The organism is Enterobacter sp. BNK-29 (assembly GCF_048684785.1).
GTDB classification, from domain to species: Bacteria; Pseudomonadota; Gammaproteobacteria; order Enterobacterales; family Enterobacteriaceae; genus Enterobacter; species Enterobacter cloacae_M.
The window spans coordinates 2,876,510-2,896,110 of sequence record NZ_JBLQTU010000001.1 but is presented as its reverse complement, the minus strand read 5'-3'; the positions used below and the strand labels follow the sequence as shown (position 1 = coordinate 2,896,110).

General features: G+C 54.5%; 18 protein-coding genes. 2 read left to right on the top strand and 16 right to left on the bottom strand.

Going from position 1 to position 19,601, the window contains the following annotated elements; all coding sequences use genetic code 11:
• Positions 1-26: 26 nt before the first annotated feature.
• Positions 27-449, bottom strand: a complete 423-nt coding sequence (gene arfB / locus ACMGGX_RS13795) for an alternative ribosome rescue aminoacyl-tRNA hydrolase ArfB (protein WP_336669209.1) — start codon at positions 447-449, stop codon at positions 27-29.
• On the bottom strand, positions 446-991 hold the full coding sequence (locus ACMGGX_RS13790; protein WP_023310470.1) for a YaeQ family protein: 546 nt from the start codon (positions 989-991) through the stop codon (positions 446-448). The genes arfB and ACMGGX_RS13790 overlap by 4 nt, the downstream gene beginning before the upstream one ends.
• A 196-nt stretch (positions 992-1,187) precedes the next feature.
• Between ACMGGX_RS13790 and ACMGGX_RS13785 the strand changes: the two genes are divergently transcribed.
• Both ACMGGX_RS13785 and rof read left to right on the top strand, forming a co-directional pair.
• On the top strand, positions 1,188-1,388 hold the full coding sequence (locus ACMGGX_RS13785) for a YaeP family protein (protein ID WP_008501889.1): 201 nt from the start codon (positions 1,188-1,190) through the stop codon (positions 1,386-1,388).
• A complete protein-coding gene (rof, locus tag ACMGGX_RS13780) occupies positions 1,375-1,635 on the top strand; it encodes a Rho-binding antiterminator (protein ID WP_008501890.1) in 261 nt (86 codons plus the stop codon). Before ACMGGX_RS13785 ends, rof begins: the two co-directional genes overlap by 14 nt.
• Before the next feature lie 28 nt (positions 1,636-1,663).
• Here rof and tilS read toward each other — a convergent pair whose 3' ends face one another.
• The 14 genes from tilS to cdsA all read right to left on the bottom strand — a co-directional run bounded on the left by tilS (position 1,664) and on the right by cdsA (position 19,598).
• Positions 1,664-2,953 carry a tRNA lysidine(34) synthetase TilS gene (gene tilS / locus ACMGGX_RS13775; RefSeq protein ID WP_420298491.1) on the bottom strand — a complete coding sequence of 430 codons (1,290 nt, stop codon included), beginning with the start codon at positions 2,951-2,953 and terminating at the stop codon, positions 1,664-1,666.
• 58 nt (positions 2,954-3,011) lie between these two features.
• Positions 3,012-3,401: a VOC family protein gene (locus ACMGGX_RS13770; protein WP_029741193.1), complete on the bottom strand. Its 390-nt coding sequence runs from the start codon at positions 3,399-3,401 to the stop codon at positions 3,012-3,014.
• Between the two features lie 65 nt (positions 3,402-3,466).
• A complete protein-coding gene (locus tag ACMGGX_RS13765) occupies positions 3,467-5,599 on the bottom strand; it encodes a lysine decarboxylase LdcC (protein ID WP_420298490.1) in 2,133 nt (710 codons plus the stop codon).
• A gap of 100 nt (positions 5,600-5,699) precedes the next feature.
• A complete protein-coding gene (gene accA / locus ACMGGX_RS13760) occupies positions 5,700-6,659 on the bottom strand; it encodes an acetyl-CoA carboxylase carboxyl transferase subunit alpha (protein WP_008501895.1) in 960 nt (319 codons plus the stop codon).
• A 12-nt stretch (positions 6,660-6,671) separates the two neighbouring features.
• Positions 6,672-10,154, bottom strand: a complete 3,483-nt coding sequence (dnaE, locus tag ACMGGX_RS13755) for a DNA polymerase III subunit alpha (protein ID WP_023334580.1) — start codon at positions 10,152-10,154, stop codon at positions 6,672-6,674.
• Positions 10,155-10,192: 38 nt separating this feature from the next.
• Positions 10,193-10,789: a ribonuclease HII gene (gene rnhB, locus ACMGGX_RS13750; protein WP_023310464.1), complete on the bottom strand. Its 597-nt coding sequence runs from the start codon at positions 10,787-10,789 to the stop codon at positions 10,193-10,195.
• The gene (gene lpxB, locus ACMGGX_RS13745) at positions 10,786-11,934 is read right to left on the bottom strand and encodes a lipid-A-disaccharide synthase (protein WP_420298489.1); all 1,149 of its coding nucleotides are present in this window, start codon (positions 11,932-11,934) and stop codon (positions 10,786-10,788) included. Before lpxB ends, rnhB begins: the two co-directional genes overlap by 4 nt.
• A complete protein-coding gene (lpxA, locus tag ACMGGX_RS13740; protein WP_023310462.1) occupies positions 11,934-12,722 on the bottom strand; it encodes an acyl-ACP--UDP-N-acetylglucosamine O-acyltransferase in 789 nt (262 codons plus the stop codon). Before lpxA ends, lpxB begins: the two co-directional genes overlap by 1 nt.
• A gap of 3 nt (positions 12,723-12,725) precedes the next feature.
• Positions 12,726-13,181, bottom strand: a complete 456-nt coding sequence (gene fabZ, locus ACMGGX_RS13735) for a 3-hydroxyacyl-ACP dehydratase FabZ (RefSeq protein ID WP_010426706.1) — start codon at positions 13,179-13,181, stop codon at positions 12,726-12,728.
• Positions 13,182-13,283: 102 nt separating this feature from the next.
• The gene (gene lpxD / locus ACMGGX_RS13730) at positions 13,284-14,309 is read right to left on the bottom strand and encodes a UDP-3-O-(3-hydroxymyristoyl)glucosamine N-acyltransferase (RefSeq protein WP_029741199.1); all 1,026 of its coding nucleotides are present in this window, start codon (positions 14,307-14,309) and stop codon (positions 13,284-13,286) included.
• Between the two features lie 3 nt (positions 14,310-14,312).
• Positions 14,313-14,807: a molecular chaperone Skp gene (skp, locus tag ACMGGX_RS13725; RefSeq protein WP_029741200.1), complete on the bottom strand. Its 495-nt coding sequence runs from the start codon at positions 14,805-14,807 to the stop codon at positions 14,313-14,315.
• 122 nt (positions 14,808-14,929) lie between these two features.
• The gene (bamA, locus tag ACMGGX_RS13720) at positions 14,930-17,347 is read right to left on the bottom strand and encodes an outer membrane protein assembly factor BamA (protein WP_126796880.1); all 2,418 of its coding nucleotides are present in this window, start codon (positions 17,345-17,347) and stop codon (positions 14,930-14,932) included.
• A gap of 29 nt (positions 17,348-17,376) precedes the next feature.
• Entirely contained in the window at positions 17,377-18,729 is a 1,353-nt protein-coding gene (gene rseP / locus ACMGGX_RS13715; protein WP_023310458.1) for a sigma E protease regulator RseP, read from the bottom strand.
• Positions 18,730-18,740: 11 nt separating this feature from the next.
• Positions 18,741-19,598, bottom strand: coding sequence for a phosphatidate cytidylyltransferase (gene cdsA / locus ACMGGX_RS13710; RefSeq protein ID WP_023310457.1), 858 nt, complete (start codon positions 19,596-19,598; stop codon positions 18,741-18,743).
• Between the last annotated feature and the right edge of the window lie 3 nt (positions 19,599-19,601).

Below are 19,601 nucleotides of genomic sequence, written 5' to 3'. Positions count from 1 at the left end.
CCTTATGAAAAGTGTGTTCCCTTTCGTCACTCTGTCGGGCGACGAACTTTACCGCGTAGTGCTTTCACTGTGGATTTTTGGGCCTTCGAGGACAACCGACGCTCTTTCGATGCGCGGGTTGGCCGCGTTGCCCGGCGGCTTTTTTGTACCGTCGTTAACTCTTTAATGACCGCCACCAGCCTGGCTACCGCCGCTTCCCGGTTGAGCTCCTGGCTGCGGTACTCCTGGGCTTTGATCACAATCACGCCATCGCTGGTGATCAGGTGATGGCTGGCGGCAAGCAGGCTTTCTTTATAATACTCTGGCAGGCTTGAGGCCCGAATGTCAAAACGCAAATGGATAGCCGTCGACGCCTTGTTGACGTGCTGCCCGCCTGCCCCCTGCGCACGGATGGCGGTGATCTCCAGCTCGTTGTCAGGGATGCTGACGTTTCGGGACAAGACGATCATGACGCGGGTTGCCACGCCGTTAAATGAATTTCCAGATTATTCTGAGAATCAGAGAGCCAGATGGCGCCATCCTGAATCGTCGCCTGCAAAACCATAGTCCGGCTGGCAAATTCGCTCAACTGCGCCAGCTGCTCATCATCCAGATACCAGACCGTGAGATTTTTAAACTGTCCGCACTTGCTCTTGTTTTGCTGCCACCAGATCTCCGCAGCGCGCTGATTATACGCGAATAAGGCCACTTCAGCGGACTGGGTGCAGGCCTTCTTAATTCTGCGCTCGTCCGGCAGGCCGAGTTCGATCCACAAATCGATACCCAGATGATCGTTGCGCAGCCAGGCTTCAGGCTCGTCTTCTGCGCTTAACCCACGGGTAAACTGCAGACGCTCGTCGGCATACTTAATCCACGCCAGCAGGCGCAGCATCATACGCTCCTGAGTTTCGGAGGGGTGGCGTGCCAGCGTAAGCGACGCGTCGAGGAACTGGTTTCGATCCAGATCGGCCACATTAACCACTGCTTTATAAATTGTCGCTTTCAGCGCCATGAGAGAACTCCATTCGAATCAGGCGCACATTGTAGCGAAAACCGCGGCAAAAGGCTGTTACAGGGTGTTAAATACACCGCTATCAAGGCTCTGATATTGCTTAAATGAGTATGGTATAGTCACCTTGCTAAACCGAGTTTATCTTCGTAGGCTTAATGATATCTCACAGTAAGTCAGTGCGCTGGCGGGAGGGGATGTGAATAATTATTGTGAGTTAATTCGCAAACGGTATGCGGAAATCGCCAGCGGAGATCTGGGGTATGTCCCGGACGCGTTGGGCTGTGTATTGAAGGTGCTTAATGAAGTGGCCTCTGATGAGAGCCTTTCAGAGTCGGTCAGGGAAAAAGCAGCGTATGCTGCGGCGAATTTACTGGTGAGCGATTATGTCGATGAATGATACTTATCAACCCATCAATTGTGATGACTATGACAACCTCGAACTCGCCTGCCAGCATCATTTATTACTGACGCTGGAGCTAAAAGATGGCGAAGTGTTGAAGGCGAAAGCCAGCGATCTGGTTTCACGAAAGAATGTGGAATACCTGATAGTGGAAGACGCCGGTGCGACGCGTGAGCTGCGTCTGGACAAAATAGCCAGCTTCAGCCACCCGCAAATCGGCACCGTCGTGGTGAGCGAATCCTGATGACACTAACGGGCAGCCTGGCTGCCCGTTACGCTTTTTGCCACTCAAAACGGACCCCCTCTTCTGACCACCCCTCTTCCGTGATGAAAACCCCTGCCGCAGCGATAAGCGTTTCACCGTAGAACAGTAGCGGCGTGGTATCGCGCAGCCACGGCGGTACGTTACACTCCTGCCATATTTTCTTCAGCTTCCGTCCCCCGTTGCGCCCGACAATATGCAGCATGCCGCCAGCCTTAAAGCGCACGGTGACCGGTTCTCCGGGCTTCGGCAGCCGCACATGACCAGATGACTGGAGAGAGACGCATCCTGCCTCACAGGGCAATATCAGCGGTGCATCAGGAGAAAGCCAGTCGAGCACCACATCGGTCAGAGAGGGCATGGATTTTATCCACCAGAGCTCCCCCTTATAGCGTCTAACCTCAAAACCGTTCAGGTGGACGCACGGGGAAGCATCATCCCGCGCCAGTGAGACTTCGTCCCAGATACGGCTCAGCATTGTCCGCGACGGCATCGCGGCGCGATGAAAGGCTAGCCAGCGTCGTAGCAGCGCGGCGCGACGTACCGGACTCATCGCTTTCATCGGTGCGATTGCCAACGCCCCGTCGGCAGAAATCAGCCCAGCCAGCTCGTCGCTCAGCAGCTCATCCAGCAACAACTCCTGTTCGGCGCACAGCATGGCGCTTCTTGCCGTCGCGTCGGCGAAATGCGGCCAGCGCTCGCCTAAAAGCGGGAGGACGCGCAGGCGCAGGAAGTTACGGTCATAGCCGTCATCCTGGTTACTCTCATCTTCGATCCAGTTCAGCTGATGTTCTTGCGCCCAGGCTTCCAGCGAGGCACGCGTCTCGCCTAGCAGCGGACGCAGTAACGTTGTGCCGGCAAATTCAGAACGCGCCGGCATGGCAGAAAGTCCCGCCGGCCCGCTTCCCCGCTTAAGCGCCAGAAAAAAGGTTTCACACTGGTCATCAAGATGCTGGGCCGTGACCAGCGCTTCTCCAGCACGTAATGCCCCGGCAAACGCGGCATAGCGTGCTTTCCGCGCCTGCGCTTCGATGCCCAGCCCCTCCTCCGCAAGCGTGACGCGCTCAACGATGAGCGGGATCGCCCAGGCCGCACATAAGGCTTCGCAGTGCGCCACCCACGCCTCTGCGTGAGGACTTATTCCGTGGTGAATATGCATCGCCCGAAGCTGGACGTCAGGTTCCCGATCGCGCCAAAGCTTAAGGCGATGCAGCAACACGGTAGAATCCAGGCCACCGCTAAACCCCACCAGCAGCTGGCGGTACGGTGAAACGGCTTGTGCGATAGCGGGTAAGGTCATAGGAGATTACACATAAAAAATGCCCGAACTGAGCGGGCATTATCACACAGGACAACCATTACTGCTGATAAAGCTCCAGCGGCAGGCCGTCCGGGTCGTTGAAAAAGGTAAACCGCTTGTCGGTGAACGGATCGACGCGTATCGCTTCGCACGTCACGCCGTGCGCTTCCAGATGCTTTACTGCGCTATCCAGGTCATCGACGCTGAAGGCAAGATGACGCAGGCCACAGGCTTCCGGGCGGGACGGACGCGCAGGCGGAAAAGGAAAAGAGAACAGCTCAATCACATATTGCCCGTTTAACGCCAGGTCGCCCTTCCAGGAGTCACGCTCCTCGCGGTAGGCCTCGCTCATGAGCGTAAAGCCGAGGATGTCGCAGTAGAAGGCCTTACTTTTCGCGTAGTCGGTCGCAATGATCGCAATATGATGAACCTGTTTTAAACCCAGCATAGCTTCTCCTTTTTATGATGCCTGAACGTTACAACCGAAAACCCGCGCCTGGCAAGCGGTCACCCTTATTTTAGGACTCGCACCCAGTAAACGCCGTTCTCGTCGCGCTTCGCACCGTGGATATCGGTCTCAAAACCGGGATAGTGACGCCCTACCGAACAGAGCATCAGCAGGAAATCGAGCACCGCCCGACTCTCTTCGGTAATCATCTCTCCCGGCATCAGGAGCGGAACGCCCGGAGGGTAAGGCAGGATCATGTTAGCCGATACGCGCCCGACCAGGTTTTCCAGCTCGACGGTTTCGACCTCCCCTTTCACCTGGCGCTGCCATGCCTTGTGCGGGGTAAACTTCATCTCCGGTAAGACATCGAACGCCTGAAGCATCAGACGCGGCAGATCGTGCTGACGGATCAGCCTGTGGATCCCCTGGGCCAGATCCTGAATGCGCATATTACGATAGAAGTCAGGATCCTCCGCGTAGAGATCCGGCAGCATGTTCTTCACCCGCAGGTTGAGATCGTAGGCGCGCTTAAACTCCATCAGGCCGCGCAACAGCCCCATCGCCCGGGTTTTATCAATACCAATACTGAACAGAAAAAGCAGGTTATAGGGGCCGGTTTTCTCCACCACTACGCCACGTTCATCAAGAAATTTCGCGACCAGCGCGGCCGGAATACCTTCATCGCTCATCTTGCCCTGCTCATCCATGCCCGGCGTCAGGATCGTCACTTTGACCGGGTCGAGGAACATATGGTCGCTATCGGCATCCCGGAAGCCATGCCAGTCTTCGCCGGGCGAGACGGGCCAGCATTCTGCTTCATCAATCTCTTCCGGCTGCCAGATATCAAAGAACCAGCCGTCGGCTTCATCTTTCAGCCGCTGAACCTCTTTGCGGAAATGCAGCGCGCGCTCCACCGAACGATTGATGAGACGCTTACCCGGATTGCCGCGCAGCATCGCCGCCGCCGTTTCTATGGAGGCCACCAGCGGGTAGCTCGGTGAGGTGGTGGTATGCATCATAAAGGCTTCGTTGAATGTGTCTTCGTCGTACTCGCCTTTGATGTGAATAAGCGAAGCCTGGGAAAACGCCGCGAGCATTTTATGGGTCGACTGCGTTTCGAAGAACACTTTCCCCGGCACGCGTTCACCGCTCATACCGCTTTTTCCGGCGTAAATCGGATGGAAATTAGTGTATGGCACCCATGCAGAATCGAAGTGGATCGACGGCACGTCCAGCGTCTTTTTGATCCAGTTCGTGTTGTACAGCAGACCGTCGTAGGTGGAGTTAGTGATGACCGCATGAACAGGCCAGCTTGCGCCAGGAATTGCCGCGACCTTACTTTCAATGGCGTCATGGGTGAACTCCCGGCGCGGAATACCGCCAAGAATACCGAGCGCGTTACGCGTGGGCGACAGCCAGAGCGGTACGACGTCGCTCATCATCAGCAGGTGTGCCAGCGATTTATGGCAGTTACGGTCAATCAGCAAGGTGCTGCCAGCAGGCGCAGCGTACATCCCGACGATTTTGTTCGAGGTCGACGTGCCGTTGGTCACCATATAGCTCTGTTCGGCGCCAAAGGTGCGGGCGATATACTCTTCGGCTTCAAGATGCGGGCCGGTATGATCCAGCAGAGAGCCTAGTTCGGTGACTGAAATCGACACGTCCGCTTTCAGCGTGTTGCCACCGAAGAAATCATAGAACAGGCAGCCCACCGGGCTTTTTTGATAGGCCGTTCCCGCCATATGCCCTGGCGTACAGAAGGTATATTTGCCCTCCTTCACGTAGGTGAAGAGCGCGCGAGTAAACGGCGGAGTGATGTTATCGAGATATTCATTCGTATATTGCTGAATTCGGGTCGCAATATCTTCAGCCACGCCGAGCGAATATTCAAAGAACCACAGCGCCATACGCATATCGTTGGCGCTGACGTCCATGGTTGAGTGGGTATTAATAAACGCATAGAGAGGGAGGTATTCGTTTAGCTTGTTGATGTCGCTGCACAGTTCGAGATCGTATTCGTCCCAGTCGAAGATCACGCCGCAAATACGCGGGTTATGCTCGATGAACTTCAGCAGGTCGGCGCTGTTGTGCGGCCAGATTAGCTGATACCCGCGCGACTGCAGGGCTTGCTCCAGCTCCTTAATTGGCTCGTCTTTATAAAAGACGCCGTGCGGCCCCATAATGGCAATGATATTCATGGGCTTCCTCCTTAAAAAACATTAGCTAAGCATAGTCCGGCTAAACCGCAGGTATAAAAAAAGCCGCAACATTGTGCGGCTTTTCAGATAATTGTGAAGCTTACGCGTAACCGTAGGTCATCAGACGCTGGTAACGACGGTTGAGCAGATCTTCTTTGCTCAGCACGTCCAGATCCGCCAGGTCAGCCAGCAGCTGCGCTTTCAGAGAAGCCGCCATTACTTCCGGCTTACGATGCGCACCACCCAGCGGTTCCGGGATGATGGAGTCGATCAGTTTAAGCTCTTTCAGGCGTGGCGCAATGATACCCATGGCTTCTGCAGCCAGCGGCGCTTTGTCGGCGCTTTTCCACAGAATGGACGCGCAGCCTTCCGGAGAGATAACGGAATAGGTGCTGTACTGCAGCATATTCACTTTATCACCCACGCCAATCGCCAGCGCACCGCCGGAACCACCCTCACCGATAACGGTACAGATGACCGGCACCTTCAGGCGAGACATCTCGCGCAGGTTGCGCGCGATGGCTTCAGACTGACCGCGCTCTTCCGCGCCCACGCCAGGGTATGCACCCGGGGTGTCGATGAAGGTGATGATTGGCATGTTGAAACGCTCAGCCATCTCCATCAGACGCAGGGCTTTACGGTAGCCTTCTGGTGCTGGCATACCAAAGTTACGACGGATTTTCTCTTTGGTTTCACGACCTTTCTGATGACCAATGATCATCACCGGGCGTCCGTCCAGACGCGCGATACCGCCAACGATAGCTTTATCGTCAGCGTATGCGCGATCGCCTGCCAGTTCGTCAAATTCGTCAAACGCCAGGCGGACATAATCCAGGGTGTACGGACGCTGTGGATGGCGAGCCAGCTGGGCCACCTGCCATGCGCCGAGATCGGCAAAGATTTTGCGCGTCAGCTCTACGCTTTTCTCGCGCAGACGATGCACTTCTTCGTCGATGTTAATATCCAGTTTTTCATCCTGACGGCTTACCGCTGTCAGAGAATCGATTTTCGCTTCCAGCTCAGCAATCGGCTGTTCGAAATCAAGGAAATTCAGACTCATAGTATTCCTGTATTAGTCAAACTCCAGTTCCACCTGCTCCGAACCAATGAGGCCACGGAGATCGTTCAGTAAACGATCGCTCGGAGAGACACGCCACGTTGCACCAAAGCGCAACCGCGCGCGTGCATCCGCCCTCTGATAGTAGAGATGTACTGGAATTGTCCCCGAGCGGTGGGGTTCCAGAGACTGACGGAGTCGGTTTAAAAGCTGGTCATCAATTTGCCTGTCCGTCAGCGAGATAGCAAGCCCGCGAGCATATTTTTCCCGGGCTTCGTCAATGTCCATCACTTCGCGGGCGGTCATTTTAAGCCCCCCACTGAAGTCATCAAAGCTGACCTGTCCGCTGACGATAAGTATGCGGTCTTTTTCCAGCAATTGCTGGTATTTATCCAGCGCGTCGGTGAACAACATCACCTCCAGACGCCCGGAACGGTCATCCAGCGTACAGATGCCGATACGATTGCCGCGCTTGGTGACCATAACCCTTGCGGCAATCACGAGCCCCGCAGCCGTGGTGATTTTACCACGTTCTGTCGGATGCATGTCTTTAAGCCTGTGGCCGCCGACATAACGCTCAATTTCTTTGATGTACTGGTTGATCGGGTGCCCCGTCAGGTACAAGCCTAACGTCTCACGCTCCCCATCCAGTACCACCTGTTCTGGCCACGGCTGGCAGTTGGAATAAGATTGCTCGATCTGCTCCGGCTCTTCCGCCAGTACCCCGAACATATCCGCCTGACCAATGGCTTCTGCTTTTGCATGCTGATCCGCCGCTTTCAGCGCGTCGCCGAGGGAATTCATCAGCGCGGCGCGGTGCGGCCCCAGCCTGTCAAACGCGCCGGACATGATCAGTTTTTCCAGCACGCGACGGTTCAGTTTTTTGGTGTCGGTACGGGCGCAAAGATCGAACAGCTCACGGAAATACCCGCCGTTGTTACGCGCTTCGATGATCGCCTCGATCGGACCTTCGCCCACGCCTTTGATCGCGCCGATCCCGTAAACGATCTCTCCGTCGTCGTTGACGTGGAAGTGGTAGAGCCCTGAGTTAATATCCGGCGGCAGGATCTTCAGCCCCATGCGCCAGCACTCGTCCACCAGGCCAACCACCTTCTCGGTGTTGTCCATATCGGCCGTCATTACCGCCGCCATAAATTCAGCAGGATAGTGCGCTTTCAGCCACAGCGTTTGATACGACACCAAAGCATAGGCGGCGGAGTGGGATTTGTTAAATCCGTACCCGGCGAATTTCTCCACCAGGTCGAAGATTTTCATCGCCAGCTCGCCGTCAACGCCGTTTTTCTTCGCCCCGTCTTCAAAGATGGAACGCTGCTTAGCCATCTCTTCCGGCTTTTTCTTACCCATCGCACGACGCAGCATGTCCGCGCCGCCGAGCGTATAGCCGGAAAGCACCTGGGCAATCTGCATGACCTGTTCCTGATACAGGATAATGCCGTAGGTTGGTTCCAGTACCGGCTTCAGGCTTTCATGCTGCCACTGAACGTCCGGGTAAGAAATCTCTTCGCGACCGTGCTTACGGTCGATAAAGTTATCTACCATCCCTGACTGCAGCGGGCCCGGACGGAACAGGGCGACCAGAGCGATCATATCTTCGAAGCAGTCGGGCTGCAGACGTTTAATCAGGTCTTTCATGCCGCGGGATTCAAGCTGGAAGACGGCTGTCGTCTCCGAGCGCTGCAGCATGTCGAAACTTTTCTTGTCATCCAGCGGGATGGCGGCAATGTCTATCGGCTCAAGGCCCTGCTTTTCCCGGCGCGGGTTGATCATCTTCAGCGCCCAGTCGATGATCGTCAGCGTACGCAGGCCGAGGAAGTCAAACTTCACCAGCCCGGCGTATTCCACGTCGTTCTTATCAAACTGAGTAACCGGATGCTCACCCGCTTCATCGCAGTAGAGCGGCGCGAAGTCGGTAATTTTGGTCGGCGCGATAACCACGCCCCCCGCATGTTTGCCGGCGTTACGCGTGACGCCTTCCAGCTTGCGCGCCATGTCGATCAGCGCTTTCACTTCTTCGTCAGCTTCGTATATTTCCGGCAGCTGAGGTTCGGCTTCAAACGCTTTTGCCAGCGTCATGCCCGGATCGGGCGGCACCAGCTTAGAAATACGATCGACAAACCCGTACGGGTGGCCCAGCACGCGGCCGACGTCGCGGATAACCGCCTTTGCCGCCATCGTACCGAACGTAATAATCTGCGAAACCGCATCACGGCCGTACATATCGGCGACGTGTTCGATCACCTGGTCGCGTTTCTCCATGCAGAAGTCGACGTCAAAGTCGGGCATGGAAACACGTTCCGGGTTAAGGAAACGTTCGAACAGCAGGTCGAACTCTAGCGGATCGAGGTCGGTAATTTTAAGCGCATAGGCCACAAGCGAGCCTGCACCGGAGCCTCGTCCCGGTCCGACCGGTACGCCGTTATCCTTCGACCACTGGATAAACTCCATTACGATCAGGAAGTAGCCCGGGAAGCCCATCTGGTTGATTACCTGGAGTTCAATATCCAGGCGCTCATCGTACGGCGGCCGCTTCTCTTTGCGAACGGCCTCATCCGGGAACAGGAATTCCAGACGCTCTTCCAGACCTTCTTTTGATTTCACGACCAGGAAATCTTCCGTGGTCATATCACCCGTCGGGAACTGCGGCAGGAAGTATTCGCCGAGGCGGACGGTAACGTTACAGCGCTTGGCGATTTCTACGCTGTTTTCCAGCGCTTCAGGGATATCGGAGAAGAGTTCACACATCTCCTCCTCGCTGCGCATGTACTGTTGAGCGGAGTAATTACGCGGTCGTTTCGGATCGTCGAGCGTGAAGCCATCGTGGATCGCCACACGAATTTCGTGGGCGTCAAAATCTCCCGGCTCGAGGAACCGCACATCGTTTGTCGCGACAACAGGCAGACCGCGTTCTTCCGCAAGTGCGACCGCCGCATGCAGATAGTTCTCTTCGTCCTGACGACCGGTGCGGATCAGCTCCAGATAATAACGATCCGGGAAATACTCTTCATAGAACGAAACGCATTGATCCACCAGCGCGCTATTGCCGCGCAGCAGGCATTTACCGACATCGCCCATACGGCCACCGGAGATCAGCAGCAGCCCTTCGTTCAGCTCAGCCAGCCAGTCCCTGTCAATCCACGGGCCCAGCGCACCATATCCGCGCTGATAGGCTTTTGAGATAAGCAGAGTAAGGTTTTGATAGCCCGTGTTGTTCATCGCCAGCACGGAGATTTGCGTCATTTCATCGCCGATGAGATCGCTCTGAACATGAAAATCCGCCCCGACGATGGGCTTTATCCCCGCGCCGTGCGCCGTTCCGTAGAACTTCACCAGGCCACACAGGTTGGTAAAATCGGTGATCGCCAGCGCGGGCATGCCAAGGGAGGCCGCCTTTTTTACCAGCGGCCCGGTCTTCGCCAGCCCATCGATCATGGAGTAGTCGCTATGCACCCGCAGGTGTACGAAACGTGGTTCAGCCATCTTCAGATTCCGCGTTACTTAATTGCTTGCGTATTGATTCAGGACACCCGTCCCAGCGCGCGCTTCACCGGGCCGAAACTGCGCCGGTGGTGTTCGGTTGCGCCATGTTCAGCCAGCCTTTCCAGATGGAAAGGTGTGGGATACCCCTTATGCTGGGCGAAACCATACTGAGGATATGTGAGGTCCAGCGCGGCCATTTCGGCGTCGCGCGTCACTTTGGCAATAATAGAAGCTGCGCTAATTTCTGCGACCCGGCTATCGCCTTTGACGACCGCCATTGAAGGCATGGGCAATGCAGGACAGCGGTTGCCGTCAATCAGGACATATTCCGGGGAAATTTTCAAACCCGCGACCGCACGCTGCATCGCCAGCATCGTGGCATGCAAAATATTCAGCTCGTCTATTTCATGCGGTTCAGCGCGCCCCAGGCTCCAGGCCAGCGCCTTCTCCTGGATCTCACTAAACAGCGCCAGACGGCGCTTTTCTGACAATTTTTTAGAGTCGTTCAGCCCGATAATCGGGCGATCCGGATCGAGGATCACCGCGGCGGTCACCACGGCCCCGACCAACGGGCCACGACCCACTTCGTCCACGCCCGCCACAAGGCGAGTGTGAGGATAAACAAATTCCATCATTTTGCTAGCTCCAGCACCGCATCCGCCGCTTGCTCATCAGCATTACAGCGGATCAGTTGATGCAGTTCGCGGAAGGTATCGTGCATCTGGTGGCTGGTCTTGCCGTTGGCGAGCAGCGGCAGCAGTGCATCGGCAAGCGCCTGCGGCTGGCACTCATCCTGCAGCAGCTCTTTCACCAGCTCGCGCCCGGCAAGCAGGTTTGGCAGGGAGACATAATCCGTTTTAACCAGACGCTTTGCCAGCCAGAAAGTGAACGGCTTCATGCGATAGCCGACCACCATCGGGCATTTCGCCAGCATGCATTCCAGCGCCGCCGTACCGGAGGCCAGCAGCGCGGCATCGCTCGCATACATCGCTTCCCGCCCTTTCCCGTCCAGAAGGCGGACGTGAAGATCCGGGGCGACTTCCGCTTTGATGCGCTCAAACTGCTCGCGGCGTTTGGCATTTACCAGCGGAATAACCACTTCAAGATCCGGATAGGTCTGGCGAAGAATTTGCGCTGTTTTGAGGAAATCGGCGCTCAGCATCTCAACTTCTGCACCACGGCTGCCTGGCAGCAGTGCCAGACAGTGCACATCATGCGGGATGCCCAGCGCGTCGCGCGCCGCGTTTTTATCCGGATCCAATGGCATCGCATCCGCCATGGTATGGCCGATAAAACGGCACGGAACATTAAATCTGTCGTAAAACGCTTTTTCGAAAGGCAGGAAAGCCAGCACCAGGTTGGTGGACCGTCCGATTTTGAAAACGCGTTTCTGTCGCCACGCCCAGACGGACGGACTGACGTAGTGAATGGTTTTAATGCCCTGCTTTTTCAGATTCCCTTCGAGGGTAATGTTGAAATCAGGCGCATCGATACCGACAAACACATCGGGTTTGAGTTCGGTAAAACGACGGGTGAGATCGGCGCGGATGTGCAGCAAACGGCGTAGCCGTCCCAGCACCTCAACGATGCCCATCACGGCGAGCTCTTCCATTTCATACCAGGCTTCACAGCCTTCGGCCTGCATCAGCGGGCCAGCAACGCCGACAAAGCGAGCATTGGGTACACGCGCCTTAAGCGCGCGGATGAGACCGGCACCAAGAATATCGCCGGAGGTTTCTCCGGCGACCAGGGCTATCGTAAGCGGACGACTGTCGACCATTAACGAATCAGACCCCTTGTTGAACGGTCAAAGAATTCCATGAACGCGTTCACTTCCGGGTGCTTATTCGCCAGCTCGGCAATTTCCGGCTTCGCCTCTTCCAGCGTTTTACCGCTACGGTACAGCAGTTTGTACGCGTTGCGGATGGCAGTAATCGCTTCGCGACTAAAACCACGACGCTTGAGGCCTTCGATGTTCACGCCAAACGGCGTGGCATGGTTGCCCTGCGCAATCACATACGGTGGGACGTCCTGCGCCACACCGGAGCATCCGCCAACCATCACGTGCGCACCAATGATGCAGAACTGATGGACTGCGGTCATGCCGCCAATAATTGCGAAGTCATCAACCGATACGTGTCCTGCCAGCGTTGCGTTGTTGGCAAGAATACAGCGGTCACCCACGGTACAGTCGTGCGCGATATGCGCATTAACCATAAACAGGTTATCGCTGCCCACCTTCGTCAATCCACCACCCTGTACTGTTCCACGATGAATAGTGACGCTTTCGCGAATACGGTTACGATCGCCAATTTCCAGACGGGTCGACTCACCAGCATATTTCAGATCCTGGTTAACCTCGCCGATGGAAGCGAACTGATAGATCTCGTTATTGCAGCCAATGGTCGTGTGACCATTCACGACAACGTGAGATTTCAGTACTGTACCCTCACCAATTTCGACATGGGGTCCAACAATACAAAACGGGCCAATGTGGACGTTAGCGCCAATGATGGCACCGGTTTCCACAATAGCGGTAGGATGAATAAAGGCGGATTTATCAATCACGTATCAGGACTCCCGGCTACGAGCACACATCATCGTCGCTTCGCAAACAACTTTGCCGTCAACCAGCGCTACGCCTTTGAAGCGAGTCAGGCCACGACGCGTTTTTTCAAAAGTGACTTCCATGATCATCTGATCACCAGGCACGACAGGGCGCTTAAAGCGCGCTTCATCAATACCCGCGAAGTAATACAGCTCACCTGGCTCCAGTTTGCCGACGCTTTTAAACGCCAGAATACCGGTAGCCTGAGCCATCGCTTCCAGAATCAACACACCCGGGAAGATAGGCTTACCAGGGAAGTGCCCCTGGAAGAACGGCTCGTTCACGGAAACATTTTTCACTGCGCGCAGAAAACGACCTTCTTCAAAATCCAGCACACGGTCTACCAGCAGAAACGGGTAGCGGTGCGGCAGAAGTTCTAAAATCTCTTCAATATGCAGAGTATGAGTGTCAGTAGTCAAAATACTCTTCCTGTCAAAATGTACTGATAACAATAATAACACGGCCTGCCGGTTTAATAGAAAGCCGACAGGCCGGGAAAAATAGCGTTCAACGGATGACGCTTAATCTTGTTGATCGATCTTACGCTCAAGAGACTTGAGGCGCTTGCTCATATCATCAATATTCATCACCAGAGCTGCTGTTTTACGCCATACCTTGTTGGGTTGTAGCGGAATACCTGAGGAATAGACGCCAGGTTCAGTGATAGGACGCATTACCATGCCCATTCCCGTCACAGTGACCTTGTCGCATATTTCCATATGGCCATTAATCACGCTCGCACCGCCAATCATGCAATAACGGCCAATTTTCAGGCTGCCAGCCATGATGACGCCACCCGCAACCGCGGTATTGTCGCCAATCACAACGTTATGCGCAATCTGGCACTGGTTATCGATGATAACACCATTGCCAATGATCGTGTCGTCAAGCGCGCCACGGTCAATGGTGGTACAGGCGCCGATCTCTACGCGATCGCCAATAATAACGCGACCAAGCTGCGGGATCTTAACCCAGTTACCGCGATCGTTAGCGTAACCAAAGCCATCAGAACCAATTACGGTGCTGGACTGGACAAGGCAATTTTCGCCAATTTCAACATCATGATAAACGGACACATTGGCCCATAAACGGGTCCCGGCGCCGATTTTCGTATTTTTCCCAACGAAGCAGCCCGGGCCAATGACGACGTTATCGCCCAGCACAACGCCGGATTCGATAACCGCATTTGCGCCAACGGCGACGTTGCTACCAAGCCTGGCCGTCGCGTCAATCGCTGCACTGGCAGCAATGTCCTGGGCCGGCTGCGGCGTAGTATCAAGAATTTGAGCCATGCGTGCATACGTCAGGTAGGGGTTTTTCACTACCAGCGCGCTTACAGTGGCAAATGGAAGATCGTCCTGCGTCAGAACAACAGCTGACGCCTGGCATTGAGCCAGTTGCTCACGGTACTTAGGGCTTACCATGAAGGTAATCGTGCCAGCTTTAGCAGATTGCATGGACGCAACAGCGGTGATGACGATATCGCCATCACCGTGTAATTCTGCATCCAACTGCTGAGCTAAATCAGCCAGTCGAATTGAAGGCATTACTTATTTAACCTGTTTCAGAACATCAGCGGTGATGTCTTTAACATCGCTGCCGTTGAAAGCTACAGCGTTCGCATCAACAACCAGATCGATGTTCTGATCGGCAGCCACTGATTTAACAGCGGTCTGAATGCGAGTCACCAGCTTGCCGCGTTCTTCGTTAGAACGACGCTGACGATCCTGCTCGAAAGCCTGCGCTTTCTGAGAGAACGCCTGGCGCTGAGCCATTACGTCTTTTTCCAGCTTGCTGCGGTCGCTTGCTTTCATGGTAGAACCATCACGCTGCAGACGCTGCATTTTGGACTGAAGATCGTTTTCCATACCCTGCAGTTCGCTTGCACGGCCTTTGAATTCGTTTTCCAGAGTTGCAGAAACACCCGTTTTCTGTGCAACCTGCTGGAACAAATTACCCATGTTGACGATTGCAATTTTGTCTGCTGCCTGAGCAGAAGTTGCCATCGCTAAACCGAGACCTGCAGCTAATAACCACTTTTTCACAATTAACTCCTTACCATCCCATTGGCACCAGAAGGTACCGTTCTTTGCGTGGCAAGGCGACCGAGTTACCGATCGCCAGTTGTCAGCGCTACACTGCCAACGCATTCCTTTGCAGCGGATTATTACCAGGTTTTACCAATGTTAAACTGGAATTGCTCCGACTTATCTCCATCATATTTCTTAAACGGCTGGGCGTAGGAGAAGACCAACGGCCCCAGCGGTGACATCCATTGTAATGCGATACCGGCAGACATGCGAATATTGCTCGGATCGCTGTAGTCAGGAATGCCTTCTGCGCGCATCTGGGCAGTATTCTGCCAGTTGGTATCCCATACGGTACCGGCATCCCAGAAGAAGGACGTACGGACCGAGTTCGCGTATTTATCACTGATAAACGGCGTTGGCGTGATGAACTCCAGGCTGGCAACGGCCATGGCGTTACCGCCCACCGCGTCATTGGAGCTACAGACTTCGGACGAGGAAGACTTATAACAGTTATCTTTGTCGTTTCCGCCGTAGTAAACCGCTTTAGGACCAATGTTGTTGGACTGGAAACCACGAACGGTGCTGGAGCCACCCGCATAGAAGTTTTCATAGAACGGCAGTTCTTTGCCACCCAGACCATCACCATAGCCCCAACGGGTACGACCCAGAACCACCCACTTGTGATCGTCATCGATCGGGAAGTAGGACGCGGTATCCAGCGTAACCTTATAGAACTCGTTATCGGAACCCGGCACGGTAACTTTACCGTTCAGGTTGACGCGAGAACCTTCCGTTGGGAAGTAACCACGGTCGAGACGGTTATAGGTCCAGCCGTAGTTAAAGGTGAAGTCATCCGCCGCGAAGCCATTGTCATTACCATTTTTACTGGTTGACTGGCCGATAGAGTCCAGATAACGCCACATCGCCACCTGCGGTTGCATGTTGGACAGGTCGTTATGCACATAGCCCAAGCCTGCACGCAGGGTGTTGTATTCGTTAACCGGGAAGCCAAGCGTACCGTCTACACCGTAACTCTTGTTGGTGTATGAAGACAGGTCCGCGTCATCTGCTTTAAAGTCGTTATAGAAGATACGACCGCCCAGGCTCACACCGTCTACGGTGAAGTATGGGTTAGTCACAGAGAACTCAGAGTAGGTCTGGTAGTCGTTTTTGGTGCCGTTAATACCGACAGAGTAACCTGTACCCAGCCAGTTATCCTGCTGCACGCCGACCTGGAAGCTGACGCCGCTTTCAGTACCGTAACCCACACCGAAGTTGAAGCTACCGGTGTTGCGCTCTTTCACTTTATAAACGACGTCAACCTGATCCGGGCTGCCCGGTACGCGCTGGGTATCGGTATCCACCGTTTCAAAATAGCCCAGACGGTTCAGACGCTCTTTACCCTGATCAACGAGGTCGCTACCCAACCATGCGCCTTCCATCTGACGCATTTCGCGGCGCAGAACGGAATCTTTGGAGGTGTCGTTACCAACGAAGCGGATCTTACGCACGTAGAAACGGTTGCCCGCATCCACATTCACGTGCAGCTTAACGGTTTTATCCGCGTCATTGATTTCCGGCTGAGTCTGTACGCGCGGATAGGCATAACCATAGCGGCCGAGCAGCTTCTTAATGCTGTCTTCCATTTTGGTTACTTTAGAACCGCTATACAGATCGCCCGGCTGAATTTTGGTCAGCGATTCGATTTCAGCAGAATGCCCCGCAAGGTTACCACTCACTTCAACACCAGAAAGCTTGTACTGTTCGCCTTCAGTGATGTTAACCGTAATGTAGATGCCTTTCTTGTCCGGAGTCAGACTGACCTGAGTCGAGTCGATGTTGAAACGTGCATAGCCACGATCGAGATAGTAGCTGCGCAGGGTTTCAAGGTCGCCCGCCAGTTTCTGTTTCTGGTATTTGCGATCGCCTACCACGTTCCACCATGGCACTTCATCGCGCAGCTGGAAGGTGGAGATCAGTTCGTCGGTGCTGAACGCGTGGTTGCCGACAATGTTGATCTGCTGGATCTTCGCAGAAACACCTTCCTGGAAGACCAGCTTCAGGTCAACACGATTGCGCGGCAGCGGAGTAACAACCGCTTTCACGCTGGCACTGTATTTACCGACGCTGTAGTAGAAGTCTTCCAGACCTTTTTCAATGTCTGAAAGAGTTGTGCGGTCCAGGGATTCACCCACACGAACACCGGATGCTTCAAGGTTCTGCTTGAGCATGTCATCTTTCACCGACTTGTTACCGGAGAAAGTGATACTGGCGATCGTCGGACGTTCTTTTACCTGTACCAGCAGCGTATCACCATCGCGCAGGACGCGGACGTCCTCAAAGTTGCCGGTGGCAAACAGAGCACGGATGGTGTTACTGATATCATCATCATTAACCGTATCGCCGGGGCGTACAGGCATACTGAGGAGGGCCGCACCAACGGCGACACGCTGGAGGCCTTCGAAATGAATGTCTTTCACTACGAACCCGTCAGCACCGTATACGGTGGCGCTGCTAAACAGCAGCGACGCTATGAGCAACTTTTTCATCGCCATCGTTATTATGCGTTCTTCCTAACACTCTCTTACAACCGAGAGAAATCATTGAAAAGTGCAAGCCCCATTAACAGCACCAGCAAAATCGAGCCAATGCGATAACTAAAGTCTTGAACTCGCTCGGATACCGGTCCGCCTTTTAGCTTTTCAATCGCCAAAAACAGCAGATGACCCCCGTCTAAAACGGGAAGCGGGAACAGGTTGATTATCCCAAGGTTCACGCTAATGAGCGCGAGGAACATGAGATAGTAAATCACCCCGAATTCCGCTGACATCCCAGCCCCCTGAGCAATCGAAATTGGCCCACTGAGGTTGTTCAGTTTCACATCACCGGTTATCAATTTCCCCAACATGTTGACCGTCAGCTTCATCAGTTGCCATGTTTTATCCGTGGCTTCAAGGATGGCGCTGAACGGCCCATACTGGCGTATTGTCTTGTACTCATCTGGCAGCGGGATCACTTTCGGCACAACGCCTGCGAACCCTTCTGCCTTTTTGCCGACCGACTTCGTATCCGGGATCAGCGTCAGCGAAAGCGGACTGCCCTGCCTTTCAACTTCCAGCGCGAGAGACGTTCCCGGATTGTCGCGCACCAGAGTAACAAAGGTCATCCACTCTGTTAATGGTTGACCATCGACTTTAACGATCCTGTCGCCCGCTTGCAAACCCGCTTTGCTCGCCGCCGAATTTGCCTGTACTTCGGCTAATACCGGCTCGATCTGCGCGCCGCGTGGACGAATGCCCAGCGCAGCGACGGGATCTTCTTTGTCTGGCTCGAAACGCCAGTGACGTAAATCGAGTACTTTGTCCTGACGCGTATCTGAACCAAACGGCGATACGCTGATGGTGGTCTGCGGATCGCCAATTTTAGCTACCAGCTGCAGTCGCACGGCATCCCAATCAGGGGTTTCGATGCCATCAATCGCTTTAAGTTCCATCCCGGATGTAATTTGCGCACTCGCCGCGATGGAATTGGGGGCAATTTCACCCACCACCGGACGTACGCCCGGGACGCCGATGATAAACACCAGCCAGTAAGCGAAAATCGCAAAGATGAAGTTGGCTACCGGTCCGGCAGCAATGATGGCGGCGCGTTGTCCAACGGTTTTATTGTTGAATGCGCTGTGTCGCAGCTCAGGAGCGACAGGCTCGACGCGTTCGTCGAGCATTTTGACGTAGCCGCCCAGCGGGATAAGGGCGATGACAAATTCCGTGCCGTGGCGGTCGGTGCGCGTCCAGAGTGATTTCCCAAAGCCGATGGAAAATCGCTCTACGCGCACGCCACAGCGGCGAGCAACCCAGAAATGGCCAAATTCATGCACGGTAATCAGTACACCCAGTGCAACAATGAACGCCGCCAGATTCCAGAGAATGCTCAGCATAAAACCTTCCGTTAAATCGTCCCGAATACCAGTAAAAGCAAACACGCAAACACTGGAACAGCCGCTGTCAGGCTATCAATGCGATCCAGTATACCGCCATGCCCTGGAATCAGGTGTCCGCTGTCCTTAATCCCTGCTTCACGCTTAAACATACTTTCGGTTAAATCACCGAGCACGGAGGCAAGCGCAGCAAAAATCGAGCACACCAGCAGTATTGACGGTGCCACTTCAAGATTCGCCCAGACGCCGTAGCCCCAGGAGATGATCGCTGCCGTAAACAGGCCGCCGATGAATCCTTGCCAGGTTTTGCCCGGAGACACCTTCGGTGCCAGCTTATGTTTGCCAAACAGTTTACCAAACATATAGGCCCCGGAGTCAGCCCCCCAGACCAGAATCATCACATAAAGCAGCCAGATCGCACCGCTGTAGTGGTTTTCGTCGTAGTGCCAGGCTCGCAACGCAACCATACCCCAGAAAAAAGGAATAATTGTGAGCAAGCCAAAAATCAGTCGCAGCACTTTTGAATTACGCCATAATGCCGCTGAACCCGGATAAAAAAGAACCAGCAACAGCGCGGCAACCCACCAGGCCAACGATATCCACAAGGAACCGGCAACCAGGGGCTGATGAATATCATGGTGATATTCAGGCAACGTAAACAGCATTATGGCCAGGATAAAGCCACAAAGTACCGCAAGCCATACTCGCTGAGTGCGCGAGGTAAAGCCGCTAAACTGTCCCCATTCCCACGCGGCGAGCATGCACACCACCAGCGTGACAATAGCGAATCCCACCGGGGGCAGTAAAAACAGCGCCGCAATGACAATAGGTATTAATACAAAAGCGGAAATCAGGCGATACTTCAGCAAAAG